The 21,305-nt window shown below is 65.7% G+C and carries 18 protein-coding genes and 1 pseudogene; 14 read left to right on the top strand and 5 right to left on the bottom strand.

What is annotated here, in order from left to right:
- Nucleotides 1-129 precede the first annotated feature (129 nt).
- The 12 genes and pseudogenes from GJV80_RS17765 (at nt 130) to GJV80_RS17715 (ending at nt 15,094) form a co-directional block, all read left to right on the top strand.
- Nucleotides 130-2,064: an ABC transporter substrate-binding protein gene (locus tag GJV80_RS17765; protein WP_154689037.1), complete on the top strand. Its 1,935-nt coding sequence runs from the start codon at nt 130-132 to the stop codon at nt 2,062-2,064.
- Nucleotides 2,061-3,053 (top strand): ABC transporter permease, encoded by a 993-nt coding sequence (locus GJV80_RS17760; protein ID WP_154689036.1) that lies wholly within the window; start codon nt 2,061-2,063, stop codon nt 3,051-3,053. Before GJV80_RS17765 ends, GJV80_RS17760 begins: the two co-directional genes overlap by 4 nt.
- A 4-nt stretch (nt 3,054-3,057) precedes the next feature.
- Nucleotides 3,058-4,236 carry an ABC transporter permease gene (locus GJV80_RS17755; protein ID WP_230207814.1) on the top strand — a complete coding sequence of 393 codons (1,179 nt, stop codon included), beginning with the start codon at nt 3,058-3,060 and terminating at the stop codon, nt 4,234-4,236.
- 29 nt (nt 4,237-4,265) lie between these two features.
- On the top strand, nt 4,266-5,378 hold the full coding sequence (locus GJV80_RS17750; protein ID WP_154689035.1) for an ABC transporter ATP-binding protein: 1,113 nt from the start codon (nt 4,266-4,268) through the stop codon (nt 5,376-5,378).
- Nucleotides 5,375-5,761, top strand: a pseudogene (locus GJV80_RS24630) (ATP-binding cassette domain-containing protein); the annotation flags it as partial. The gene GJV80_RS17750 and the pseudogene GJV80_RS24630, both read left to right, overlap by 4 nt.
- Nucleotides 5,762-5,843: 82 nt before the next feature.
- A complete protein-coding gene (locus GJV80_RS24625; protein ID WP_255455488.1) occupies nt 5,844-6,512 on the top strand; it encodes an ABC transporter ATP-binding protein in 669 nt (222 codons plus the stop codon).
- 163 nt (nt 6,513-6,675) lie between these two features.
- The gene (locus GJV80_RS17740; RefSeq protein WP_154689034.1) at nt 6,676-9,270 is read left to right on the top strand and encodes a hypothetical protein; all 2,595 of its coding nucleotides are present in this window, start codon (nt 6,676-6,678) and stop codon (nt 9,268-9,270) included.
- A gap of 54 nt (nt 9,271-9,324) precedes the next feature.
- Complete coding sequence (locus GJV80_RS17735; RefSeq protein ID WP_154689033.1) at nt 9,325-10,377, top strand: PD40 domain-containing protein; 1,053 nt, start codon at nt 9,325-9,327, stop codon at nt 10,375-10,377.
- Nucleotides 10,374-10,835, top strand: a complete 462-nt coding sequence (locus GJV80_RS17730; protein WP_230207813.1) for a heme-binding protein — start codon at nt 10,374-10,376, stop codon at nt 10,833-10,835. The genes GJV80_RS17735 and GJV80_RS17730 overlap by 4 nt, the downstream gene beginning before the upstream one ends.
- Nucleotides 10,836-10,845: 10 nt before the next feature.
- Entirely contained in the window at nt 10,846-13,053 is a 2,208-nt protein-coding gene (locus tag GJV80_RS17725) for a malate synthase G (protein WP_230207812.1), read from the top strand.
- The gene (gene larA / locus GJV80_RS17720; protein WP_154689032.1) at nt 13,050-14,330 is read left to right on the top strand and encodes a nickel-dependent lactate racemase; all 1,281 of its coding nucleotides are present in this window, start codon (nt 13,050-13,052) and stop codon (nt 14,328-14,330) included. Before GJV80_RS17725 ends, larA begins: the two co-directional genes overlap by 4 nt.
- A 134-nt stretch (nt 14,331-14,464) precedes the next feature.
- The gene (locus GJV80_RS17715) at nt 14,465-15,094 is read left to right on the top strand and encodes an NAD(P)-dependent oxidoreductase (RefSeq protein WP_154689031.1); all 630 of its coding nucleotides are present in this window, start codon (nt 14,465-14,467) and stop codon (nt 15,092-15,094) included.
- A 48-nt stretch (nt 15,095-15,142) separates the two neighbouring features.
- On the opposite strand, the gene GJV80_RS17710 is transcribed toward GJV80_RS17715, so the two are convergent.
- From GJV80_RS17710 to GJV80_RS17690, 5 genes are all read right to left on the bottom strand, one after another.
- Nucleotides 15,143-15,781, bottom strand: a complete 639-nt coding sequence (locus GJV80_RS17710; RefSeq protein WP_230207811.1) for a PadR family transcriptional regulator — start codon at nt 15,779-15,781, stop codon at nt 15,143-15,145.
- A gap of 97 nt (nt 15,782-15,878) precedes the next feature.
- The gene (locus tag GJV80_RS17705) at nt 15,879-16,415 is read right to left on the bottom strand and encodes a DUF1772 domain-containing protein (RefSeq protein ID WP_230207810.1); all 537 of its coding nucleotides are present in this window, start codon (nt 16,413-16,415) and stop codon (nt 15,879-15,881) included.
- 221 nt (nt 16,416-16,636) lie between these two features.
- Nucleotides 16,637-17,341 carry an NAD(P)H-binding protein gene (locus GJV80_RS17700; protein WP_154689030.1) on the bottom strand — a complete coding sequence of 235 codons (705 nt, stop codon included), beginning with the start codon at nt 17,339-17,341 and terminating at the stop codon, nt 16,637-16,639.
- 36 nt (nt 17,342-17,377) lie between these two features.
- Nucleotides 17,378-17,920 (bottom strand): dihydrofolate reductase family protein, encoded by a 543-nt coding sequence (locus tag GJV80_RS17695; RefSeq protein ID WP_195908996.1) that lies wholly within the window; start codon nt 17,918-17,920, stop codon nt 17,378-17,380.
- Nucleotides 17,921-17,979: 59 nt separating this feature from the next.
- The gene (locus tag GJV80_RS17690) at nt 17,980-18,486 is read right to left on the bottom strand and encodes a hypothetical protein (RefSeq protein WP_154689028.1); all 507 of its coding nucleotides are present in this window, start codon (nt 18,484-18,486) and stop codon (nt 17,980-17,982) included.
- A 236-nt stretch (nt 18,487-18,722) separates the two neighbouring features.
- Between GJV80_RS17690 and GJV80_RS17685 the strand changes: the two genes are divergently transcribed.
- Nucleotides 18,723-20,159 (top strand): PLP-dependent aminotransferase family protein, encoded by a 1,437-nt coding sequence (locus GJV80_RS17685; protein ID WP_154689027.1) that lies wholly within the window; start codon nt 18,723-18,725, stop codon nt 20,157-20,159.
- 88 nt (nt 20,160-20,247) lie between these two features.
- Nucleotides 20,248-21,294 (top strand): acetylserotonin O-methyltransferase, encoded by a 1,047-nt coding sequence (locus GJV80_RS17680; RefSeq protein WP_230207809.1) that lies wholly within the window; start codon nt 20,248-20,250, stop codon nt 21,292-21,294.
- Nucleotides 21,295-21,305: the final 11 nt, after the last annotated feature.

Here is a 21,305-nt window from a genome sequence, read left to right as displayed (position 1 = left end):
CCCCCCGGATGGACACCGAACGGCAAGAAGATCACGTCGAGCTCTATCCGAAGTATGAAATCAACCTCTCACAAAATGGAGTTTTGCCCCTAGAGTGGGGACACCTTACGAGGACGAAAGGTCGTTGCGATGTCCATGTCCGTGTCGCGCCGGCAGATCCTGATGGGGTCTGCGTCTGTCACCGGGCTCGCCGCACTGAGCGGTTGTAGCTTCTTCTCCACCGATCCCGACAAGGGTTCGGACAACGGTCCCAAGCAAGCCAAGGGCAAGGAAGCGCCGGCGTTGGCCGCGAAGGTCAAGTCCGGCGATCTTCCGCCTGTCGCGGAGCGTCTGCCGAAGAATCCGCGGGTGATCACCCCGCTGCAGAAGGTCGGCATCTACGGAGGCACGCTGCGGACCGTGTTGGAGAGCACGGACCCCAGCTGGCTCTGGATGACGGTGACCAATGATCACCTGGTCACCTGGGATCCGACCTACTCCAAGATCATCGAGAATGTCGCTGAGAAGTTCGAGGTGCTCGAGGACGGCAAGGTCTACGTCTTCCACCTGCGGGAGGGAATGCGGTGGAGTGACGGTGAGCCGTTCACCTCACAGGATCTGACGTGGTGGTATGAGAACGTGCTGCTGAACAAGCAGCTGACGCCGGTCATCCCCAGTGCACTCAAGATCAACAACGAGCCGGTGAAAGTCACTGCTGACGGTGATTGGCAGGTCACATTCACCTTCCCGTCGCCGCAGGCCCTGTTCCTGCAACAGCTGACGCCGCACGGACCGCCCTTCTGGCTCCTGCCCCAGCACTATCTGAAGCAGTTCCACAAGAAGTTCAATCCGGACCTCCCCGACGATTGGAGTGAGACGTTCCTGTCCAAGATCGACAACCTCGAGAATGTCGATCTCCCGGTGCTCAGCGCGTGGGTGCCGAAGAACCCGCACGGGGACGGCGGGCGCCAGGTCTGGGAGCGCAATCCGTTCTACTGGAAGGTCGACACCGACGGCAGTCAGTTGCCCTACATCGACGAGGTCGCCTTCACGTTCTTCAACGAGCCCAATCCGCTGCTGCTCTCGGCCGCGAACGGCGACGTCGACCTCTATATGAGGCAGGAGGTCACGATTCCCAAGAACCGTCCTGTGCTCAGTGACGGGCAGCAGACGGGCAAGTACAAGCTCGTGGGAGTGAAGGACCCCAACCACAACACGATCGGCATCTGTCTGAACCTGACCAGCAAGGACTCGGCCAAGCGGGCGATGTACCAGAAGAAGGACTTCCGCATCGGGCTGTCCTACGCCATCAACCGTCAGCAGATCATCGACCTCGTCTATCAGCGGCAGGGCCGTCCGTGGCAGACCGCGCCGCGGCCTGACGTGCCGTTCTACTCCGGTGAGGAGTTCGGCACCGAGTACACCGAGTTCGATCTCGGGAAGGCCGCCCAGCACCTGTCAGCGGCGGGTTACAGCCGGAAGAACTCGGCCGGCAAACTGCTCGGCGAGGACGGCAAGCCGATCGTCATCTCCGTCCTCTGCCAGTCCCGCTACCCGGACATGATCGATGCGATGCAGTTCGTCAAGGGGACCTGGGCGAAGGTCGGGATCGAGTTGCGGATCGACACTGCGAGTCCGGAACTGGTGTCGGAGCGACTCACCGCCAACGATTACGACTGCACGCTGGACAAGGGCGAGCTCGGTTACGTCGACCTGATCGCCGATCCGCGCTGGCTGTTCTCCACCGGCGGCTCGTCCTACGCCCCGCTGTGGTCGAACTGGTACGAGGGCGGAAGTCCGCGGGAAGCACCGCCGCAGGCGATGCAGAAGCAGATGTCGATCTATCGTGAGCGCGTTATCGGCTCCTCGGACCAGAAGACGCAGTATGCGGCGCTGAAGGAGATCATCGATATCGCCAAGGACGAATTCTGGACCATCGGCGTCTCCCTGCCGGGCGACCCGTTCTGTATCGTCTCCGACCGGACCCACAACGTCCCCGGCGACGGGCAGATGTGGATCTCCTTCAAGGCGCCGTATCCGGCGATCACGAACGTCACGACGTATTACATCGATCCGCAGTCATGATCGCTTACATCGTCCGTCGGGTGCTCTACATGATCCCGACCCTGTTTCTGATCAGCATCGCCTCCTTCGTGATCATTTCGCTGCCACCGGGCGACTACCTGACCACGATCATCGCGCAGATGCGCGCGCAGGGCGGCGAGGTCGATCAGTCCCGGATCGCGGCGCTGCAGTTGCGTTACGGGCTCGACTCCCCGTTGTGGGTCCAGTACTTCAAGTGGATCGGCGGGGTGCTCCACGGCGACTTCGGTGAGTCGTTCCAGCTGAACCGCTCGGTCTCCAGTGTCCTGGCCCAGCGGCTTCCGCTGACCATCGTGATTTCGTTCTGCACGCTGATGTTCTCCTGGATCGTCGCACTGCCGGTCGGCCTCTACTCAGCCGTCCGGCAGTACAAGATCGGTGACTACATCGCCACGACCATCGGGTTCCTCGGACTCGCCGTCCCGAACTTCATGATCGCCCTGGTGCTGATGTACATCGGTTACCGCTACTTCGGACAGAGCGTCGGCGGCCTGTTCTCGCCGGACTATGTCGATGCGCAATGGAACCTCGGCAAGCTTCTGGATCTGCTGTCCCATCTATGGGTGCCGATCATCGTGCTCGGCAGCGCCGGCACGGCCGGCCTGATCCGCATCCTCCGGGCCAACATGCTCGATGAGTTGCGCCGACCCTATGTCGTCGCGGCCAGGGCACGGGGCGTTCCGGAGCGGAAACTGATCCTGAAATATCCACTCCGAGTTGCCTTGAACCCGTTCATCTCCACCATCGGCTGGGTGCTGCCGGCGCTGGTCGCGGGAGAGGTGATCGTCGCTCAGGTGCTGTCGCTGCCGACAACCGGGCCGGTCCTGTTGAGCTCCCTGACAAGTCAGGACATGTACTTGGCCGGCTCGATCATTCTGGTCACCAGCCTGCTCACCGTGATCGGTACCCTGCTGTCAGACTTCGCCCTGGCCTGGCTCGACCCGCGGGTACGACTCCGGATGGCGAGGTGACGGTGTGGTTGATCCTGTAATTGCCGCTGTCCATCCCGGCAAGCCACTCGATCCGCCCGAAGCTGCGGCGACGACTGCTGAGGGTGACGAGAGGATATCGACTGCCAGCCAGTCGCGCCTGGTCTGGCAGGCCTTTCGGAAACACCGGTTGGCGATGGCCGGCGCCATTGTCACCGCGCTGCTGTATCTCACCGTGATCTTCGCGGAGTTCCTGGCGCCGTTCAACACGACGATGTTTCATGATCAGTACCCCTACGCGCCACCGCAGCGGTTGCACCTGATCGATCACAGCGGCGGCGGGACCCGGGTCGGACTGTATGTCTACGACTTCAAGCAGAGCCTCGACAACGAATCTCTGGCAGTGAAGTACACCGTCGACCCGACGAAGAAGATCCCGGTCCGGCTGTTCGACCGGTCGGCGGAGTCGTATCGGCTGTTCGGGCTGATCAAAACGAACATCCACCTCATCGGGCCGGTCGACGACAACCGTCCGATGTACCTGCTCGGTTCGGACCGCAACGGCCGTGATCAGTTCTCGCGGATCATCTTCGGCACCCGGATCTCGATGACCATCGGACTCGTCGGCGTGACGATCGCGTTCTTCCTCGGTGTCCTGATGGGCGGCATCTCGGGCTATGCGGGCGGCAAGATCGATCTGCTGATCCAGCGGCTGGTCGAGCTCTTCATGTCGGTCCCGACACTGCCGCTGTGGTTGGGGCTCGCCGCCGCGCTTCCGCCGGGTTGGGGTCCGATCAATCGCTACTTCGCGATCACGTCGATCCTCGCCCTGTTCGCCTGGACGGAACTCGCTCGAGTCACGCGAGGGCGCTTCCTTTCACTGCGCGAGGAGGACTTCATCACGGCCGCAAGGCTTGACGGCAACCGGCCACCGCGGTTGATCTTCCGTCACATGGTGCCGCTGTTCACCTCCCACCTCATCGCGTCCCTGACACTGTCGATCCCGGCGATGATCCTCGCCGAGACAGCACTGTCCTTCCTAGGGCTGGGCTTGTTGCCGCCAGTAGTGAGCTGGGGTGTGCTGTTGCAGGAGGCGCAGAACGTCCGGGTCGTCGCGTCGGCACCCTGGCTGATGCTGCCCGGTCTGATGGTGGTCATCGCCGTGCTCTCGCTCAACTTCGTCGGAGACGGGCTGCGGGACGCCGCCGACCCGTACAAGCAATAGACGTCCTCAAGGAGTACGCCATTTCCACCGTGGATCTTCTCGAAATCGAGAACCTGTACACGCAGTTCGTGTTCGGCGACGGGGTCGTGCGCGCTGTCGACGGCGTCAGTCTCAGTGTGCCGGCAGGGAAGACTGTCTGCGTTGTCGGAGAGTCCGGCTGCGGCAAGAGCATCACTGCCCGGTCGATCCTGCAGCTGATCGACCGGCCGGGCAAGATCACCGGAGGCCGGATCTGGTGGCGCTCCCAGGCGGCGATCGACAGCGCTGAGCAGGCCAGGTCGCGGCCGTCCAGGAGGCGGACGCGTAACCTGACCGATGATCAGGATGCCGACGAATCGGGCATCGATGTGCTTACGCTCGATTCCGCCGGTGATCGGATGCGCGACATCCGCGGCGGGGAGATCGCGATGATCTTCCAGGAGCCGATGGCGTCGCTGTCGCCGATGTACACGGTCGGGAACCAGCTGATCGAGGCCATCCGGCTGCACGCGACGGTGAGCAAGTCGGAGGCGGCGGAGCGGGCGCTGGGGCTGCTGGCCCAGGTGGGCATCCCGCGGCCCAGCCAGACGATGGACGCCTACCCGTTCCAGCTCTCCGGCGGTATGTGCCAGCGCGTCATGATCGCGATCGCGCTGTCCTGCAATCCGAAGCTGCTGATCGCCGACGAACCCACGACAGCGCTGGACGTCACGACCCAGGCACGGATTCTTGACCTGCTCCGCGACCTCCAGAAGGAGAGCGGTATGGCGATGATGTTCATCACGCACGATCTCGGCGTGGTCGCGGAGATCGCCGACGAGGTCGTGGTGATGTACCTGGGAACCGTTGTGGAACAGGGCCCGGTCGAGGATGTGTTCGAACATCCGCAACACCCCTACACCCGTGCATTGCTGGCGTCGGTCCCCAGGATGGGATCCGGAGCACGGCAGCGGCTGTCGGCAATTCAGGGACAGGTGCCGCACCCGTTCAACTATCCGACCGGATGCCCGTTCCATCCGCGCTGCCCGGAGGCGATCAGTGGCGTCTGTGACACGATCGAGCCGCCGACGGTGTGGCTCGGTGACCGCAGGAGAGCACGGTGTGTTCTGCACGACCCGGAACTGCTGGCTGAGAAGACACCCGCTGTCGAGGTTGCCCGATGATCACCACGGCTGAGATGACAGAGCCTGATGTGACGACTGCCGAGCCGATCCTCAAGATCGAGCAGTTGGCGATGCGCTATCCGATCAGGCGCCGGAGCATCCTGTCGCGCCGTACCGGCTGGGTGCACGCGGTCAACGGCATCGACCTGGAGGTGAGGCCGGGGGAGGTGCTCGGCCTCGTCGGCGAGTCCGGCTGCGGCAAGACGACGCTCGGACGCTGCATCGTACGCAGCGAGCAGCCGTCAGAGGGCAGCGTGCTGTATCGCACCGCCGAAGGCGCAACTGTGGACCTGGCGACCATGTCGACCGCGGAACTGCGGCCGTACCAGCGTCAGATCCGTGAGGTCTTCCAGGACCCCTTCTCCGCGCTCAATCCGCGGATGACGATCGCCCAGATCGTCGGTGACCCACTCAAAGCCGCCGGGATCGCCCGGGGTTCGGAACTCGAGGATCGCGTAGCGGGACATGCTGCGACGCGTCGGCCTGTCGCCGAGCCTCGCGAACCGATACCCGCATGCCTTCTCCGGAGGACAGCGGCAGCGGGTCAACATCGCCCGGGCGTTGATCACCAACCCGCGGCTGGTGATCGCCGACGAGGCCGTGTCCGCCTTGGACGTGTCGGTTCGTGCCCAGGTTCTCAATCTGCTGCGTGATCTCCAGGAGGAACTGGGGCACACGTATCTGTTCATCTCCCACGACATGTCAGTGGTTGAGAGCATCTGCGATCGGGTTGCAGTGATGTATCTGGGCAAGATCGTCGAGCTGTCCGATACCGACGCCATCTACCGGAACCCACAGCACCCCTACACCGAGGCGCTCCTGTCGGCAGTGCCGCGCCCGGACCCGAAGCTGCGGGACAGTAGCCGGCGGATCCGGTTGTCCGACGACTTCCCCGATCCGGCGAACCCGCCGTCGGGATGTTTCTTCCACACCCGCTGTCCCTATGCCGATGGCGAGGCGTGCACTGAGATCCGTCCGGCGTTGCGTGAGCTGAAACCAGGGCACGCCGCCGCCTGCCACCACAGTGAAGATCTCAAGCTGGCGGGCGTTCTCGACATCGGCATTCCGAAAGCCGGCGATCTGGGTGCCGAGGGAGAACCGTCAACAATCCGGAGTGAAGCCACCGTCAAATAGCAGGATCGTGAGGTTGAGTCGAGTGGACCCCAGTGAGGGAGCCCATGTGATCACTTTCGAAGAGTCAGCATCGTCGGATGGGAGCGGATCAGGCGCCGTCGATCGCGGTTGGGCGCCCGCCAGGTGGGCCGCGGACAGCCTTGCCGACACTCTGAGAACCCGAATGCCGACCGACGATCGGCGGTTCGAGGTGATCATCTGTCGGCCGGGGAGCTCGAGTTGGGACGAGGTGGTCTCCCGGGCCGATGCACCGGCGCAGTTCCCCTCCGAGGCGTTCGCCATCGCAACCCGCCCGGCCCTTGACGGCGGCAGTCCCACGGTCCTGGTCGGTGCCGGCGACAGCCGGGGACTGACCTACGCGGTACGCGACATCGCCGACCTCGTGGAACATGCCGCTGACCTGGGGGAGGCGTTGGACAGTGTCCGGACTCGCTATGAGCAGCCCCGGGTGCCGACGCGGAGCGTCACCAGGTTGTATGCGTCCCATCGATTCGATCATGTCTGGCTGCATGATCGTTCCTTCTGGGACGACTACTTGACCGAACTCGCGACCCATCGCTTCAACCGATTCACCGTCGCCTTCGGCCTCGGCTACGATTTCTTGATCGACAAGCGCGTGGTCGATAACGACATGTGCTTCCTCTACCCCTTCGTGCTCGATGTTCCGGGCTACGACGTGACGGTCGCCGGCCTGGACGATAGGCAGCGAGACGACAACCTCGCGGCCCTCCAGTACGCCGCGAAGGCCGCCGCCGCTCGTGGCATCGAGTTCGGACTCGGTCTGTGGAACCACGCCCCGCGGCTGGAACCGGTGCACGCCACCGAGCGCTGGTTGGTGCGCGGGCTGTCGCAGGACGACCACGCCCGCTACTGCGCCGACGCGTTGGAACTGCTCCTCGGCGCGATTCCCGAGATCACGACGTTGACCTTCCGGGTCCACTTCGAGGGCGGAGTTCCCGAACCCACGCACGCGTTCTGGGCCGAGGTGATGGGCGCGGTCTCCCGCATCGACCGCGAGATCAGCATCGATGCCCACGCCAAGGGGATCAACGACGCGTTGCTCGACGCGTTGAAGTCGGCCGACAGCCAGTTGACCCTGTCGACGAAGTACTGGGGCGAGCACATGGGACTGCCCTACCACCAAGCCGGCATCCGGGCGCGCGAGTTCGATGGCCACCGACGCGCTCGGACCGGCTCCAGTGCGGCCCCGGAGGCTGGTGGCCGATCCGGCGGCGAGGTCACTCGACAACGCAGCTTCACCCGCTACGGCTACGCCGACTTCGCCCGCCTCGACGCGGGATACCAGTTGTTGCACCGCATCTGGCCCGGGACGCAGCGTGTGTTGTGCACGCCCGACCCCGTCGGTGCCGCAGGGATCGGCCGGAACGCAACGTTCCCCGGTGCCCGTGGTGTGGAGTGGTTGGACGCGCTGACCTTCCTGGGCAAGAAGGACTCAGCCGAGAATCCGCTGCCCGGCCGTCCGATCCGCGAGCGGGGACTCTACGCCGATGCCCGACTCGAGCTCGCGGGGACCGACACGTGGCGCAAGTACGCATCCCAGCTGAGAGTCAACGGCCGGGCGGCGTACAACCCCGACGGCGATCTCGACGGCTGGCATCGTTGGTGCCGGAGCCGCTTCGGCGCAGCCGCGGCCGACGCAGCGGCGGCATCAGCGGCCGCCGGCCGGGTGCTTCCGTTGATCACCACTGTGCACGCCCCATCGGTCGCCGGCAACATCTACTGGCCCGAGATGGATACGCCTCTGCCGCTGATCGAATTCGCCCCGGAGACCGACAATCCGTTCGCCGACCGAGGCTGGCACCTTGATCCGACCTTCGACATGGATCCGCCGTATTCCTTCGGTAACACCAGTCCCCTGGATCCCGAACTGTTCGCCTCGCCCGACGACTACGTCGCGGCGCTGATCGACGGCACGCCACTCCCGCGCTACACACCGATCGACGTCGCGGAATGGCTGGACACTCTGGCGTCCTCAGCCCGCGAACACATCGCACGTGCGCGGGCTGTCGCCGCCGAGGCATCCGATCCTGCCGAGTTGGAGCGGATGATGATCGACGCCGAGATTGCTGCGGGACTCGGCGAGCACTTCGCCGACAAGCTCCGATCCGCAGTCAGCTGGGCACTCCACCGACGAACCGGCGCCGTCGATGATCTTGAAGACTGCATCCGCGACTATCACGCGGCCCGCGAGCACTGGCACCAGCTCGCCGAAGCGGGCAAGGCCTATCGCGACGACCTGCCGTTCGGACAGATGCCCTACCAGCGGGGACATTGGCAGGACCGGCTGCCGATCATCGACCGGGATCTGGCGGCCGTCGAAGCGCACCGGACCAGTTGTGACTGCCCGACCGGGCCGCGGCCCCGACGACCCTGGGTGACGGTGCCGGCGGAGGTCGACCATCGTCCAGTGGACGGATTCCTTGCCGGGCACCCGATCAAGCTGGTCGCGACGGTGGTTGATCCGCGCATCCAACTCACCCTGCGCTACCGCGAAGTCGATCAGTCGCAGGCCTGGTCGGAGCTGCCGATGGCCACCTCGCCGCGGGACGATCGGGAGCGTTTCGCCGAGATCCCGGCCGGCGCCGCCACCGGCCGATACCGGATCCAGTACCGCTTCGTTGCAGTCAGTCCGGCCGAGGACGACCAGCCGGCGCGCGTGGGACTCGCGCCCGGATTGGACCCGGTACGGCTGGACCGGCAGCCCTATCACGTTCTGACCCCGCGGCTCGGCGCATGATTGCCGAGTCCCGACGCCCAGCCGCCCGCGCCACCGAGTCCTGAGGAGCCGACCATGCCCAACCCCGCCGCGACCGTCACCCACGTCCTGGACGATCCGCCGCCGTTCCACTCCAAGTTGCTCGACTACGGCGAACGGCCCTACTGGTCGGCTGACGGAACGCGCATCGCCTTCGTCGAGGGCAACTACGGCGATGTCTGCGAACTCGACGTCGGCACCGGTGAGGTCCGGAACCTGACCCGGGACCTGGGTGATCACCACAGCTTCTTGCGCGTGCTGGTCCTGTCCACCGGCGACTATCTGCTGGTCGGGCCGCGACGGTTCGTTGACCGCGACGTCAGCAGGCACGTCGAATCGGAGTTGTGGGTGTTGGACAAGAATCTCAGGCAACCGCCCAAGCCGTTGGGCCGGCGAATGTTCGAAGGGTGTGGGGTTTCGGTTCACGAGCCCAAGATCACCTACGCCGTGTCGGGACGCAATGATCCGGCACTCGGCGGTCCTGGTGTCTTCGAATGTCACGTCACCCGAATCGACTACACCGACGACGGACCGGTACTCGGTGACGACGAGGTCTTCTACCGCACCGGCGGGGGAGTCGCCCCGGAACCCCAGGACTTCCGCCACGACGATTCCGAAGTGATCATGGCCGAATACACGACCGGCCGGACCCAGGGTGTCTCGCCGACACCGAACTGCGTGGTCAAGGGCGTCACCCTGGCCGACCGGACCCATCAGACGTACATCGCCGAATCCCTTGTCCACAACGAATGCGAGGGAATCTTCCCCGGTGGCGACTACATCTGCCTGGAATCCTCCTGTGATACCCAGTGGCCCCACTATCCGCCGCGCGACCTGTGGAAGCTCAAGCTGGACGGCTCGCAGCAGCGCGTGCGGATGACCTCGATGCCGTCCGACCACACGTGGAAGGCGACCAATTCCAATGTCAGCCCCGACGGACGGTGGCTGGCGTACATGGTCGCCCTGAACGGTGACGAGGCCGGTTACGGCCGGGGACTCGGGCTGCTTGATCTTGAGGCCTGGGGCCGGACCGAGGCTGCACAGGCGTGGGAGACACCCACCGATCGGGCCGGGAAGGCCGCACGGTGACGGGCGCGGCAGAAGTGGCCGCCGGTTCCGCGATCGCACTCCGGCTCGAGTCGGCCAATGCCATCATCGCCGGCGCGATCTCCCAGGCTCGTGCGGATGGGATCCCGCCGCTGGCGGTGGTCGTCCTCGACCTCAGCGGGCACATCGTCGCCGCGCAACGCGACGACGGCGCCAGCATGTTCCGGTTCGACATCGCCAGGGGCAAGGCGTGGGGCGCCGTGGCGATGGGATGCTCGAGCGCTGCGTTGGCCGCCCGCGCAGCCGACAATCCCAACTTCTTCAATGCTCTCGGCCCGACCAGCGCCGGACGGCTGTTGCCCCAGCCGGGCGCCGTCCTGATCCGGGACGCCGACGGTTCCCTGCTCGGCGCGGTCGGAGCCAGCGGTGGAACAGGTGCAGAGGACGCGGCATGTTGTGCAGCGGGCGTCGCGGCTGCCGGACTGGTGCCGGAGAAATGAGTGGAGTTCGATGACGGACACGATGAAAGATCAGCGCACGGCTCGCGTGTCGGCCGGTGGACTGTCGGTCGCACAGCCACTGTACGACTTCGTCAACGGCGAGCTGCTGGGTGAAGCGGGGCTCGCCCCCGACGACTTCTGGACCGGACTCGCGGCCCTGATCCGCGAGCTGACGCCGCACAATCGGGACCTGCTCGCGCGACGCGATGAGCTGCAGCTCGCTGTGGACGACTGGCATCGCGCCCACCGCGGGCCGGGCAAGGCCGCGGAGTACCAGAAGTTCCTCGAGGATATCGGCTACCTGGTCCCCGAACCGGAGACGGTTGCGGTCACGACGGAGAATGTCGACCCGGAGCTCTCTGAGATCGCCGGACCGCAGCTGGTCGTGCCGGTCCTGAACGCCCGCTACGCGCTGAATGCGGCCAACGCGCGCTGGGGATCTCTCTACGACGCCCTCTACGGCAGCGATGTGATCGACGAGTCCGACGGAGCAACACGCAGTGGCGGTTACAACCCGGTTCGCGGCCGGCGGGTGATCGATTTCGTCCGGGACTTCCTTGATCAGAGCTTCCCGCTCGCCGCCGGCAGCCATGCCGATGCCTGCGGTCATCGGGTGACCTCGGGCGGGCTCGAGGTTCGGCTCGTCGACGGCTCCACGACGCGACTCAGTGCCGCTGATCAGTTCCGGGGTTTCCTGGGTGATCGGGAGGATCCGAGCCAGATCGTGCTGACTCACAACGGCCTGCACATCATCCTGATCATCGACCGATCGGCAGAGGTCGGCGCCGGAGATCCGGCAGGCATCGCGGATGTGCGGATCGAGGCGGCGGTGTCGACGATCGTCGACTTCGAAGACTCCGTCGCAGCCGTCGACACCGAAGACAAGGTCGCGGCGTACCGCAACTGGCTCGGCCTGAGCCGGGGCACGTTGACTGCCCCGATGACGAAGAACGGCCGCGAGTTCGTCCGCCGACTGTCGGAGGATCTGCGCTACACCGCAGCCGACGGCGGCGAGCTGGTCCTGCCCGGTCGATCGCTGTTGATGGTCCGCAACGTCGGCCATCTCATGGTCAGCGACATGGTGATCGACAACGACCTCGGTCCGGTGCCGGAGGGCATCCTGGACGCGGTGTTCACGAGCCTGGCTGCACTGCCCGGGCTCAGGCCGGACAACCCGTGTCGCAACAGTCGTACCGGGTCCATCTACATCGTCAAGCCCAAGATGCACGGCCCGGATGAGGTCGCCTTCGCCGACCGGCTGTTCGCCGGAGTGGAAGGGCTGCTGCGGCTGGAGCCCAACACGATCAAGGTCGGCGTGATGGACGAGGAGCGGCGGACGTCGGTCAATCTGGCCGCCTGCCTCAACGCCGTGGCCAAACGGTTGGTGTTCATCAACACCGGGTTCCTCGACCGGACCGGCGACGAGATCCACACCTCGATGTATGCAGGGCCGATGGTCCGCAAGGCGGACATGAAACGTCAGGCCTGGATCACGGCGTACGAAGACAGCAACGTCGACGTCGGACTGGCTGCAGGTCTGAGTGGCCGCGGTCAGATCGGAAAGGGCATGTGGGCCATGCCGGATCTGATGGCAGACATGTACGCGCAGAAGATCGGCCAGCCGAACGAGGGCGCCAACACTGCCTGGGTGCCGTCGCCGACGGCCGCAACCGTGCACGCCCTGCACTATCACCGGATCGACGTGCGACAGCGTCAGATCGAGCTGAGAGATCGGCAGCGCACCAGCCGCGAACAGATGTTGATCATTCCGCTGGTCGATCCGGCGACGCTGTCCGGGCAGGACCGAACAACAGAGCTTGATCGCAACGCCCAGTCGATCCTCGGGTACGTGGTTCGGTGGATCGAGCAGGGTGTCGGGTGTTCCAAGGTTCCCGACATCGACAACGTCGCCCTGATGGAGGACCGTGCCACGCTGCGGATCTCCAGCCAACTGCTGGCCAACTGGCTGCACCACGGCCTGATCACCGAGGCGGACGTGCGGCAGAGCTTCGAGCGGATGGCACAGGTGGTCGACCGCCAGAACGCCGGGGACCCGGGATATCTGCCGATGGGCCCGAGGTTCACGGCGAGCATCGCCTTCAACACCGCCGTTGAGTTGGTACTCGAGGGTGCCAGGCAGCCCAACGGGTACACCGAACTGATCTTGCATCGCCGTCGCGCCGAGTACAAGGTGGCCGCCCGGACGAGTTCGGCATGAAGCAGGTGGGTCTTGCCTATGGCGAGCGACGGCTTGAGGTCAGTGTTCCCGACGACACCGCCGTGATCACACCGCAGTCGATGGCCGGGGCGAAGGATGTCCGGGGCATGCTCCGCCGCGCGTTAGCAGAGCCCGCCTCCGGTCCACCTCTGCGCGAGATCGTCCGCCCGGGTCAGACGGTCGCGATTGCGATCTGCGACGTCACCAGGCCGCAGCCCCGAGAGCTCATGCTCGGGGCCGTGCTCGAGGAGTTGGACGGACTCACCGATACCGCGAACGTCGTCGTGATCGTCGCGACCGGCACTCACCGCGGCACCACTGCCGACGAACTGCAGGCGATGCTCGGCACGGAGTTGGCCGGTTCACTGGAGATCATTGATCATGACGCACGTGACCCGTCGTCGCTGACCTGGTGCGGTGTGCACGGGCGCGACGTCCCGGTCTGGTTGAACACGCGCTGGTGCGAGGCCGATGTGCGGATCACGACCGGATTCGTCGAGCCGCACTTCTTCGCCGGCTTCAGTGGCGGCCCGAAAATGGTGGCTCCCGGGCTCGCCGGGCTGGAAACCGTGCTGACGCTGCATGACGCGTCCCGGATCGGAGATCCGCAGGCGACGTGGGGTGTGTGTGAAGGCAATCCGGTCCATGACGACGTTCGAGCCATCGCCGCCGCAACCGGGGTGGACTACGCGTTCGATGTCGTGTTGAACGGTGATCATCAGGTCGTCGCCGCCTTCGGCGGTGAGGTGTTGGCGATGCACGCGGTTGCCCGGGAATTCGCTCGCCGGGTGGCGATGGCGCCGGTTGATCAGTTGTTCGACGTGATCGTCACCACCAACTCCGGCTATCCGCTCGACCAGAACCTCTATCAGCTGGTCAAGGGGATGTCGGCGGCGGCGACCATCGTACGGCCGGGCGGTTTGATCATCGCCGCAGGCGAGTGCCGTGACGGGTTTCCCGAGCACGGGCTGTTCTATGAGCTGCTGAGCAGTGCTCCCGACCTCGGGGGCCTGGTCGCCACCTTCGGTGACGGCGCCAATGCCCGACCGGATCAGTGGCAGGTCCAGGTTCTCGCCAGAGTGCTGGACAAGGCGACTGTCGTTGTGCACAACGACTTCCTGACCGTCGACCAACTTGCCGGCGTCCACCTCGGCGCGACCGCTGATATCTCCGCGAGTGTCGAATCCGGGCTTGTCAGTGCCGGGCCGGAGGCCCGCGCGTGTGTGCTTCCCGAGGGTCCGCAGACCATCCCGTATCTCCGAACAAACCTTGGATGATCTGTGACAGCGACGTCCCTGTCAGAGATCATCCGCTGTCGCTGTTGACCCGCAGTTGGACCGGCGCGCGAGTAGCTGGACCTCCGCATATGGCATGATGCAGTAGTGCGCACTGCTATATCGAGGAGGTTGCGATGAGATTGTTCATTGTCGGGGCGACCGGGCGAACCGGAAGTCTCGTGGTGCAGCAGGCGCTGGGTCGTGGGCATGCAGTGACCGCGTTCACTCGGCGTCCTGAGGCTGTCGCGACCCGTCATCCGCAGTTGGAGGTGGTGCCCGGGGACGGGCTGTCCGTCGATGACCTCTCGCGGGTCGCCGGGCACGACGCAGCCATCTCGATCGTGGCGGCCCCGGACCTCAAACAGACGTCGGTCGCCGAGCAGGTCACCCGGAACCTGGTGCAGGCGATGATCGACAACCAGGTGAACAGGGTGGTGGTGACCAGCAGCCACGCGCTGGTGGCGACCAGGCCGAGACTGGCTGTTGCGTTCATTCGGATGCTGCTGCGCCATTCGTACGCGGACGCCCGCAACATGGAGTCGGTGCTGCAGCAATCCCCATTGGACTGGCGGATCGTCCGGGCGAACCGGCTGGTCGACAAGCCCGCCGTCGGATCGGTGGTGAGGATGCCCGGCGGTCAGGACTTCGTCGGCGGTGCGAACGAGCTGACCCGCGCCGACCTGGCCGCCAGTCTGCTGGACGTCGTCGCCGACGATGAACTGAAGCAGCGGGCCATCGAAGTCACCGGAGCCAGGCGCCGCTGACCGACGTCGATCGACGCCCGGGTCGGCGACGTCGATCCGAAGCGTCGGCTAAGAACCACCAGCCGTCGTTGCGCCAGCAGAACCGTCTTCGGGATCGTCTTCCGGAGGGAAGGCATCGAGCCATTCCAGACGACCGGAGGCGATCTCCTCGGCGATCTCGGACATCCAGTCCCGTTCGGCGCGCAGGCGTGCCAACTCGTACTCCGATTCGACCAGCAACAGTGGCTGCACCGTATTAGCACCGGCGAGGTCGGCGGTGAGCCGTTCAATGGTCTCCGAGAGCTTTTCGGTCCGCGCATGGAGGGCGGCGACCGCCTGGCCGCGCTCCAGGACCGCAAGGAAGGAGAGCGCGGCATAGGTGATGTCAGTATCCGACGTGGGAGTCCGCAGCAGCACTTCGACCCGTCGTCGGGCCTCGGCGCGGCCCGCCGCGGTGAGCGCGTACACCGTCCGCTCCGGACGTCCGACCTGACGCTGCGTGCCGATTGGCTTGATCAGTCGTTCCTTCTCCAGCCGGCTGACGGCGTGATAGAGGCTCCGGGGAAGTCCGGTGACGAAGACCTTTCCGGTCTCGAGCAGCAGCCTGTGGATGTCGTACGGGTGGCGCGGACCGACAGCCAACATGGCCAGTACAGCCAGCGCAGCCAGATCGCGATCCTTCCGATCGAGTGACTGACTGCTTCGCACGCCTGGAGCCTACTGCGAGAGCCTCGACGGCGGTCCTGATCATCGACGCCGACCTCGACGACACCAGTGGCGGACGCCTGGTGACGTGTTCAACCGGTCAGCGTCCGCGACTCTGCAGGGTGCCGGCCACAACGAGCAGCACGAAGGCGCACACGCCGAGGATCGTGCGCACCAGGTGCCAGGCCACCCAGCGGGCTTCGTGGAAGTTCCGTCGTACTTGGGAGAGGTCGGGGATGCGGTCCGGGTCACCGGCGGCACTGATCGCATTGTTGAGCGGGACGTGGATGATCATGGTGATCAGGACGACACCGAGGTAGAGAAGGAACGCGGCCGCAACCAGCGGGAAGGCCGGTCCCGCTGTCAGGTGGGTTGCGGCCGACACTCCGGTCAAGATCAACGCACCGAAGAAGCTGCCCATGAACCAGGGGTTGTAGACCGCTCGGTCAAGAGCCTGGTAGGCGCCGACGAAGGTCCGGTCATCGGTGGTGCGGAGTGCGGGCATGATCGTATGCGCGTAGAGCGCAAGCACTCCGGTGACGACGCCGGTGAGAATGATCGCGCCGGCCAGAGCGAGACTGGCGATCAGTGGGGGACCGCCGAGGCCGGCCGCATCGGACGTGTGCTCAATGTTCATCCGGTGGTCTCATCTCATCGGTCGGTGTCGCAGCGGTGGCGGTGAACTCCGCACGGTGGTCGGTCAAGTATTCCGCCAGCGTGGTCGCCGGCCGGCCCAGGACCCGCTGGAGCGTGTCCGTTACGGCGGCAGCGGCGCCGGATCGGAAGTACGCGTGCAGCTCCGCGACGCCGGCGGCGAGGCTCTCCGGGCCTCCGCGCCGGATCAGCGCCCTGTGGAGCTCATCGGGGGGCGTGTCGATAACCTCCACCGGGTGGCCGAGCGGTTTCGGCGGCGAGGTTCGCGACGTCCTGGGCTGTGAGCGCCTGCGGGCCGGTCAGTTCGTGGATCGTATCGGCATGCGCACCGCAGTCATCGGTGAGCATCACCGCGGCCGCCGCAGCGACGTCGGTGCCGGCAATAAAGCTGACTTGTGCCGCTCCGAGAGTGCTGCGCCACCGGCCGGCCGCGATCGGGTGACGGTCGTTACGAAGCAGGTTGTCCATCAATGAATTGGCGCGCAGCACGGTCCAGTCCTTGCCCGTGTGGAGCAGGTGCTCCTCGGCCAGGTGGTGCCAGCGCAGGAAGGTCGGCGCGTCAGGGCCGGCGCCGAGCGCGGACAGCTTGACCACACGGACGCGGCGAGTGGCCGCAGCGTCGATGAACGACATCTCGAACTGCGGCCGGGCGGGGGTTTCCCCACAGACCAGGAATGCGGCCGCAACACCTTCGAGAGCCCGGTACAAGCCGGGCTTGTCGACACCGTCGCCATGATCAGACTCGATCCGCGCCAGCTCGACGCCATTGCCGGTGGCCGGTGACCGGCGGCTGCCACTCCGGGTGAGAAGTCGTACCCGGCGTCGGTTCTGTCGCAACTCGGAAGCGACCAGCCGACCAACGTGCCCGGTCGCGCCGGTGATCAGATAAAGACGATCATCGGCGGACATCGATCTCGTCCCCGCTGTCACCGGATCGGACACGGCTCAGACGGGCCCATACCGGAGAACGACCACCCCCGACTTGAGCGTCCTGGTCTCCAACAGACCGAGTCGGGCATGCAGGACGTCACCGAACAGCAGGTCGTCAGCAGTCCCGACGCCGGCCAGTACTGGATGAACCCACAGACACAGTTCGTCCACCAGACCTGCGCGCATCAGTGTCTTGGCGACCGGCCCGTAGCCGTGCATCAGGATGTCCCGCGCATGCGCTTGCTTCAGCTTGTTCGCCGCCTCAACAAGGTCTCCGCTCAGCACCGTGGTGTTGGTCCACTGCGCCTTGTGCAGCGTCCAGGAGACGACATACTTGCGCATCGCGTTGATCTTGGTTGCGTACTCGCTGTCACGGGTGGACCACGCACCGGAATAGATCTCATAGGTGCGTCGCCCCATCACCATGGCGTCGCCGGCCTCAAGCTGGTCGAGGGCGATGGCGTCACTCTCGTCGTCGATATAGTCGAAGTGCCAGTTGTCCAGGTGGTTGATCACGCCGTCCAGGCTGACGAATGTGGAGTTGACGATCCGACCCATGTCGATCATTCCCTTCGAGCAGGTGTGGCCAGGAACCGGTGCGCGGGAGTTCGTCCGGTCTAGCGCTGGGCGCGACAGACCTCGCCCTGGACGCTTGTGACGAAGTGGTCGACCTCGAAGTGCTGGGCGAGGTAGGCGAAGCCGGTGGAGTCCCCATAGCGGCCGGTACCACCGGTGAACTGCTGTGTGCCGCCCGCGTGGCCGGCACCGGTCTCCTGGTTGACGTTGCCGATGCTCGTCTCGAGGGCGGTGAGGGTCGACCGATCCCGGAAGGTGTACGTGATCGTCCCGCTCACCGGTCGTTGATCAGGTGCTGTGGGCGGAGCCTCGCCCCGGGAGCCGAGCACGAAAACGGTTGTTCCGGTGAAGCCGTGTCTGCCCTCGACCGTGCCGATCACACACGCCTCGGTAAGCGGTGGGCAACCCTCGGTGACGACCTTGTCGCGAATAGTCGCTGAGATGTCCCGACAGCGCGGTTGCGCGGCCGCCAGCGACGTGTACGCAAGAACGCCGGCGAGGACGGTGACTCCGGTGACGGCGGTGCAGCCGACGCGAAGTGATCTCATGGAACCTCCTGCACTATCCGGCGCCGTGGTGTCCGGCGCGGTGTCCGGTTCGAGCAGGTTAGAAGCCATGACCGACGGACGGTGGAACCGATTCGGCACCAGCTTCACTGGTCCGGTCTCGACCCCATAACGACCCGGATACGGGACAGAATCGATCTGGGCGCGTCGGTCGACCTGCGACCGTTCCGCCGGAGTCTGCGCCCAGCGAAGGCCGCCGATCGCATCGCGAGGTTGACATGGACATTCACCTGTCGCTGATCCCGGGAGAACCGATCACCCGCCAGGTGTTCCAACAGATCAGGGACGCCATCCTGGCGGGCCGGCTCACGGCAGGCGATGCCCTGCCGTCCAGTCGCGACCTTGCCGCGTCGCTGGGCGTCTCCCGGAACACGGTGATCACCGCCTTCGAGCATCTGACGGCCGAGGGTTACCTGCGGGCACGCGCCGGCGTGGGCACGTTCGTGGCATCCGATGTCCAGCCGATCAACCGGGCGCGCAAGGTGCCGTCAGCCCTACGGCCCCTGCCGTGGTGGGAGGACGAATCGTGGGAGAGTCCGCGAGCCTCGGGCACCGAATATGCCTTCGACTTCCGGACCGGTCTGCCGGATTCGACCGCCTTCCCGTTCTCCACGCTGCGGCGGCTGATCGTCGGCGAACTACGACGGACTGTTGAGGGAGGTCGGTACGCCGACCCGCAGGGCGAGGCCGCTCTCCGCGCGGCCATCGCGCGACACCTCGCGGTCAGTCGCGGGCTGACCGTCGGCGCCGACGACGTCGTCGTCACCAACGGCGTCCAGCAGGCGGTTTCGTTGCTTGCCCAGGTCCTGTTGCAGCCGGGAGATGTCGCAGCAGTGGAGGATCCGGGTTATCCCGCGGTCCGGCGAGCACTCCAGGCGGCCCGTGCCGACGTCGCCAGCGTGCCGGTCGACACCGACGGCCTGGTGGTCAGCGAGCTCCCGTCGAACGCCAAGCTGGTGTACGTCACACCCGCGCACCAGTTCCCGCTCGGCGTTCGGATGTCGTTGGCGCGGCGCTCTGCGCTGCTGGAGTGGGCGGGGGACAACGACGCTGCCGTCGTGGAGGACGACTACGACAGTGACTTCCGGTTCGCCGGGCGACCGCTCGATGCGTTGCACAGCCTCGACCGGTCAGGCCGCGTCGTCTATGTCGGCTCGTTCTCCAAGACCATGCTTCCGTCGTTGCGGCTGGGCTACTGCGTCGTCCCGCCCGGGTTGGTGACTGCGCTGCGCAGGGCCCGATTCGTCGCCGATTGGCACGGCCCTGTTGCGCTCCAGGGAGCGCTCGCCGGGTTCATCGACGAGGGCCGGCTGGCCGCCCACATCCGGCACATGCGCCGGACGTACCTGGCTCGGCGTGATCGGCTCGCCGACCTGCTGGACTCCCGGTTCGACGACGTGCTCATGCGGATCCCGTCAGTCGCCGGCCTCCACCTGGCCGCCTGGGCGCGGTCGGACCACGCCGATGTCGCCGGCTGGGTGCGACGTGCGGCCGATCACGGCGTGGCGTTGGCCACCGTGCAGGACCTCTCCTTCGAACCGACCCGGCCCGGACTGGTGTTCGGGTTCGGCGCGATACCGGAGGAGAAGATCGCCGGCGGCCTGCGCGTGCTCCGAGATGCCATCGACCGGAGGGAATCCAGGGTTGGCAGCTAGCACTGGCCCAGTGCCATTGGGTCTGCTGTGGACCTCCCGACCCGTCCCGTCAGCGCCTAACTTCGGCGTGGTGTCCAACGATGATTCTGTGAAAGTCGCCGCGACGGCCGGCACCGATCAGGCGTTGTCGCCCGTCCCCTTGATGCAACTGACGACCGGCTTCTGGGCGTTCAAGACGCTCGCCGCAGCCCATGACCTCGACCTGTTCTCCCGGCTGTCCGGCACGGCAGGTACGACGAGCGCAGAGCTTGCCGAAACGCTCGGAATCCACCCGCGACCGGCCGACATGCTGCTCACCGGCTGTGCCGCACTCGGGCTTCTGGCGAGGACCAACGGCCGCTACGTCAACAGCCCGCTCGCCGAGGAGTTCCTGGTCCGCGGCAAGCCGTACGACTTCGGCGGCTGGGTGGAGATGCTCGACCGTCGGCTGTACCCGGCCTGGGGCAAGCTCACCGACGGCATCCGTACCAACCGCCCCATCACCTGGGATCCGGACCGGCAGAGCTCACTCTTCGACGGCGAGGATCCGGAACTGCTTGCGGTGTTCTGGGAGGCCATGCACTCGCTCTCCACCTTCACAGCCCGCACGCTGGGAACCGCAGTCGACCTGAGCGGAACGCGCCGCTTGCTGGATGTCGGAGGTGGCTCGGCAGCATTCGACATCGAACTGTGCCGGCAGCATCCCGGCCTGACCGCGACAGTCTTCGAACTGCCGATGGTCTGCGAGATCGCGGCCCGAAAGATCAAGGAAGCGGGTCTCGCCGAGAGGATCCAGACGACGGCCGGCGACTTCTTCGCCGACCCCTCGTTGCCGGCGGGTCATGACACGATCCTGTTGTCGATGATCTTGCATGACTGGGCGGAGGACGACTGCCGTTCGATCCTCGGAAAATGCTGGGAAGCCCTGCCCGGGGGCGGGCAGGTGATCATCTCGGAGTTGCTGGTCAACGATGAACGGACCGGTCCGCCGGCCGCCGCCATGATGAGCCTGAACATGCTGGTCGAGACAGAGGGCCGCAACTACACGCCGGCCGAGTACCGACGGTGGCTGGACGACCTGGGGTTCCAGGACACTCGCACCGTCTGGTTCGAGGCGGCAGGAGCGAACGGCGCCGTCGTTGGTCGCAAGCCGTGAGGTCGTGCCGC

This window comes from Microlunatus sp. Gsoil 973 (assembly GCF_009707365.1).
Lineage (GTDB): Bacteria > Actinomycetota > Actinomycetes > Propionibacteriales > Propionibacteriaceae > Microlunatus.
The sequence above is the reverse complement of the archived record's forward strand: the minus strand, read 5'-3'. Positions and strand labels throughout refer to the sequence as shown.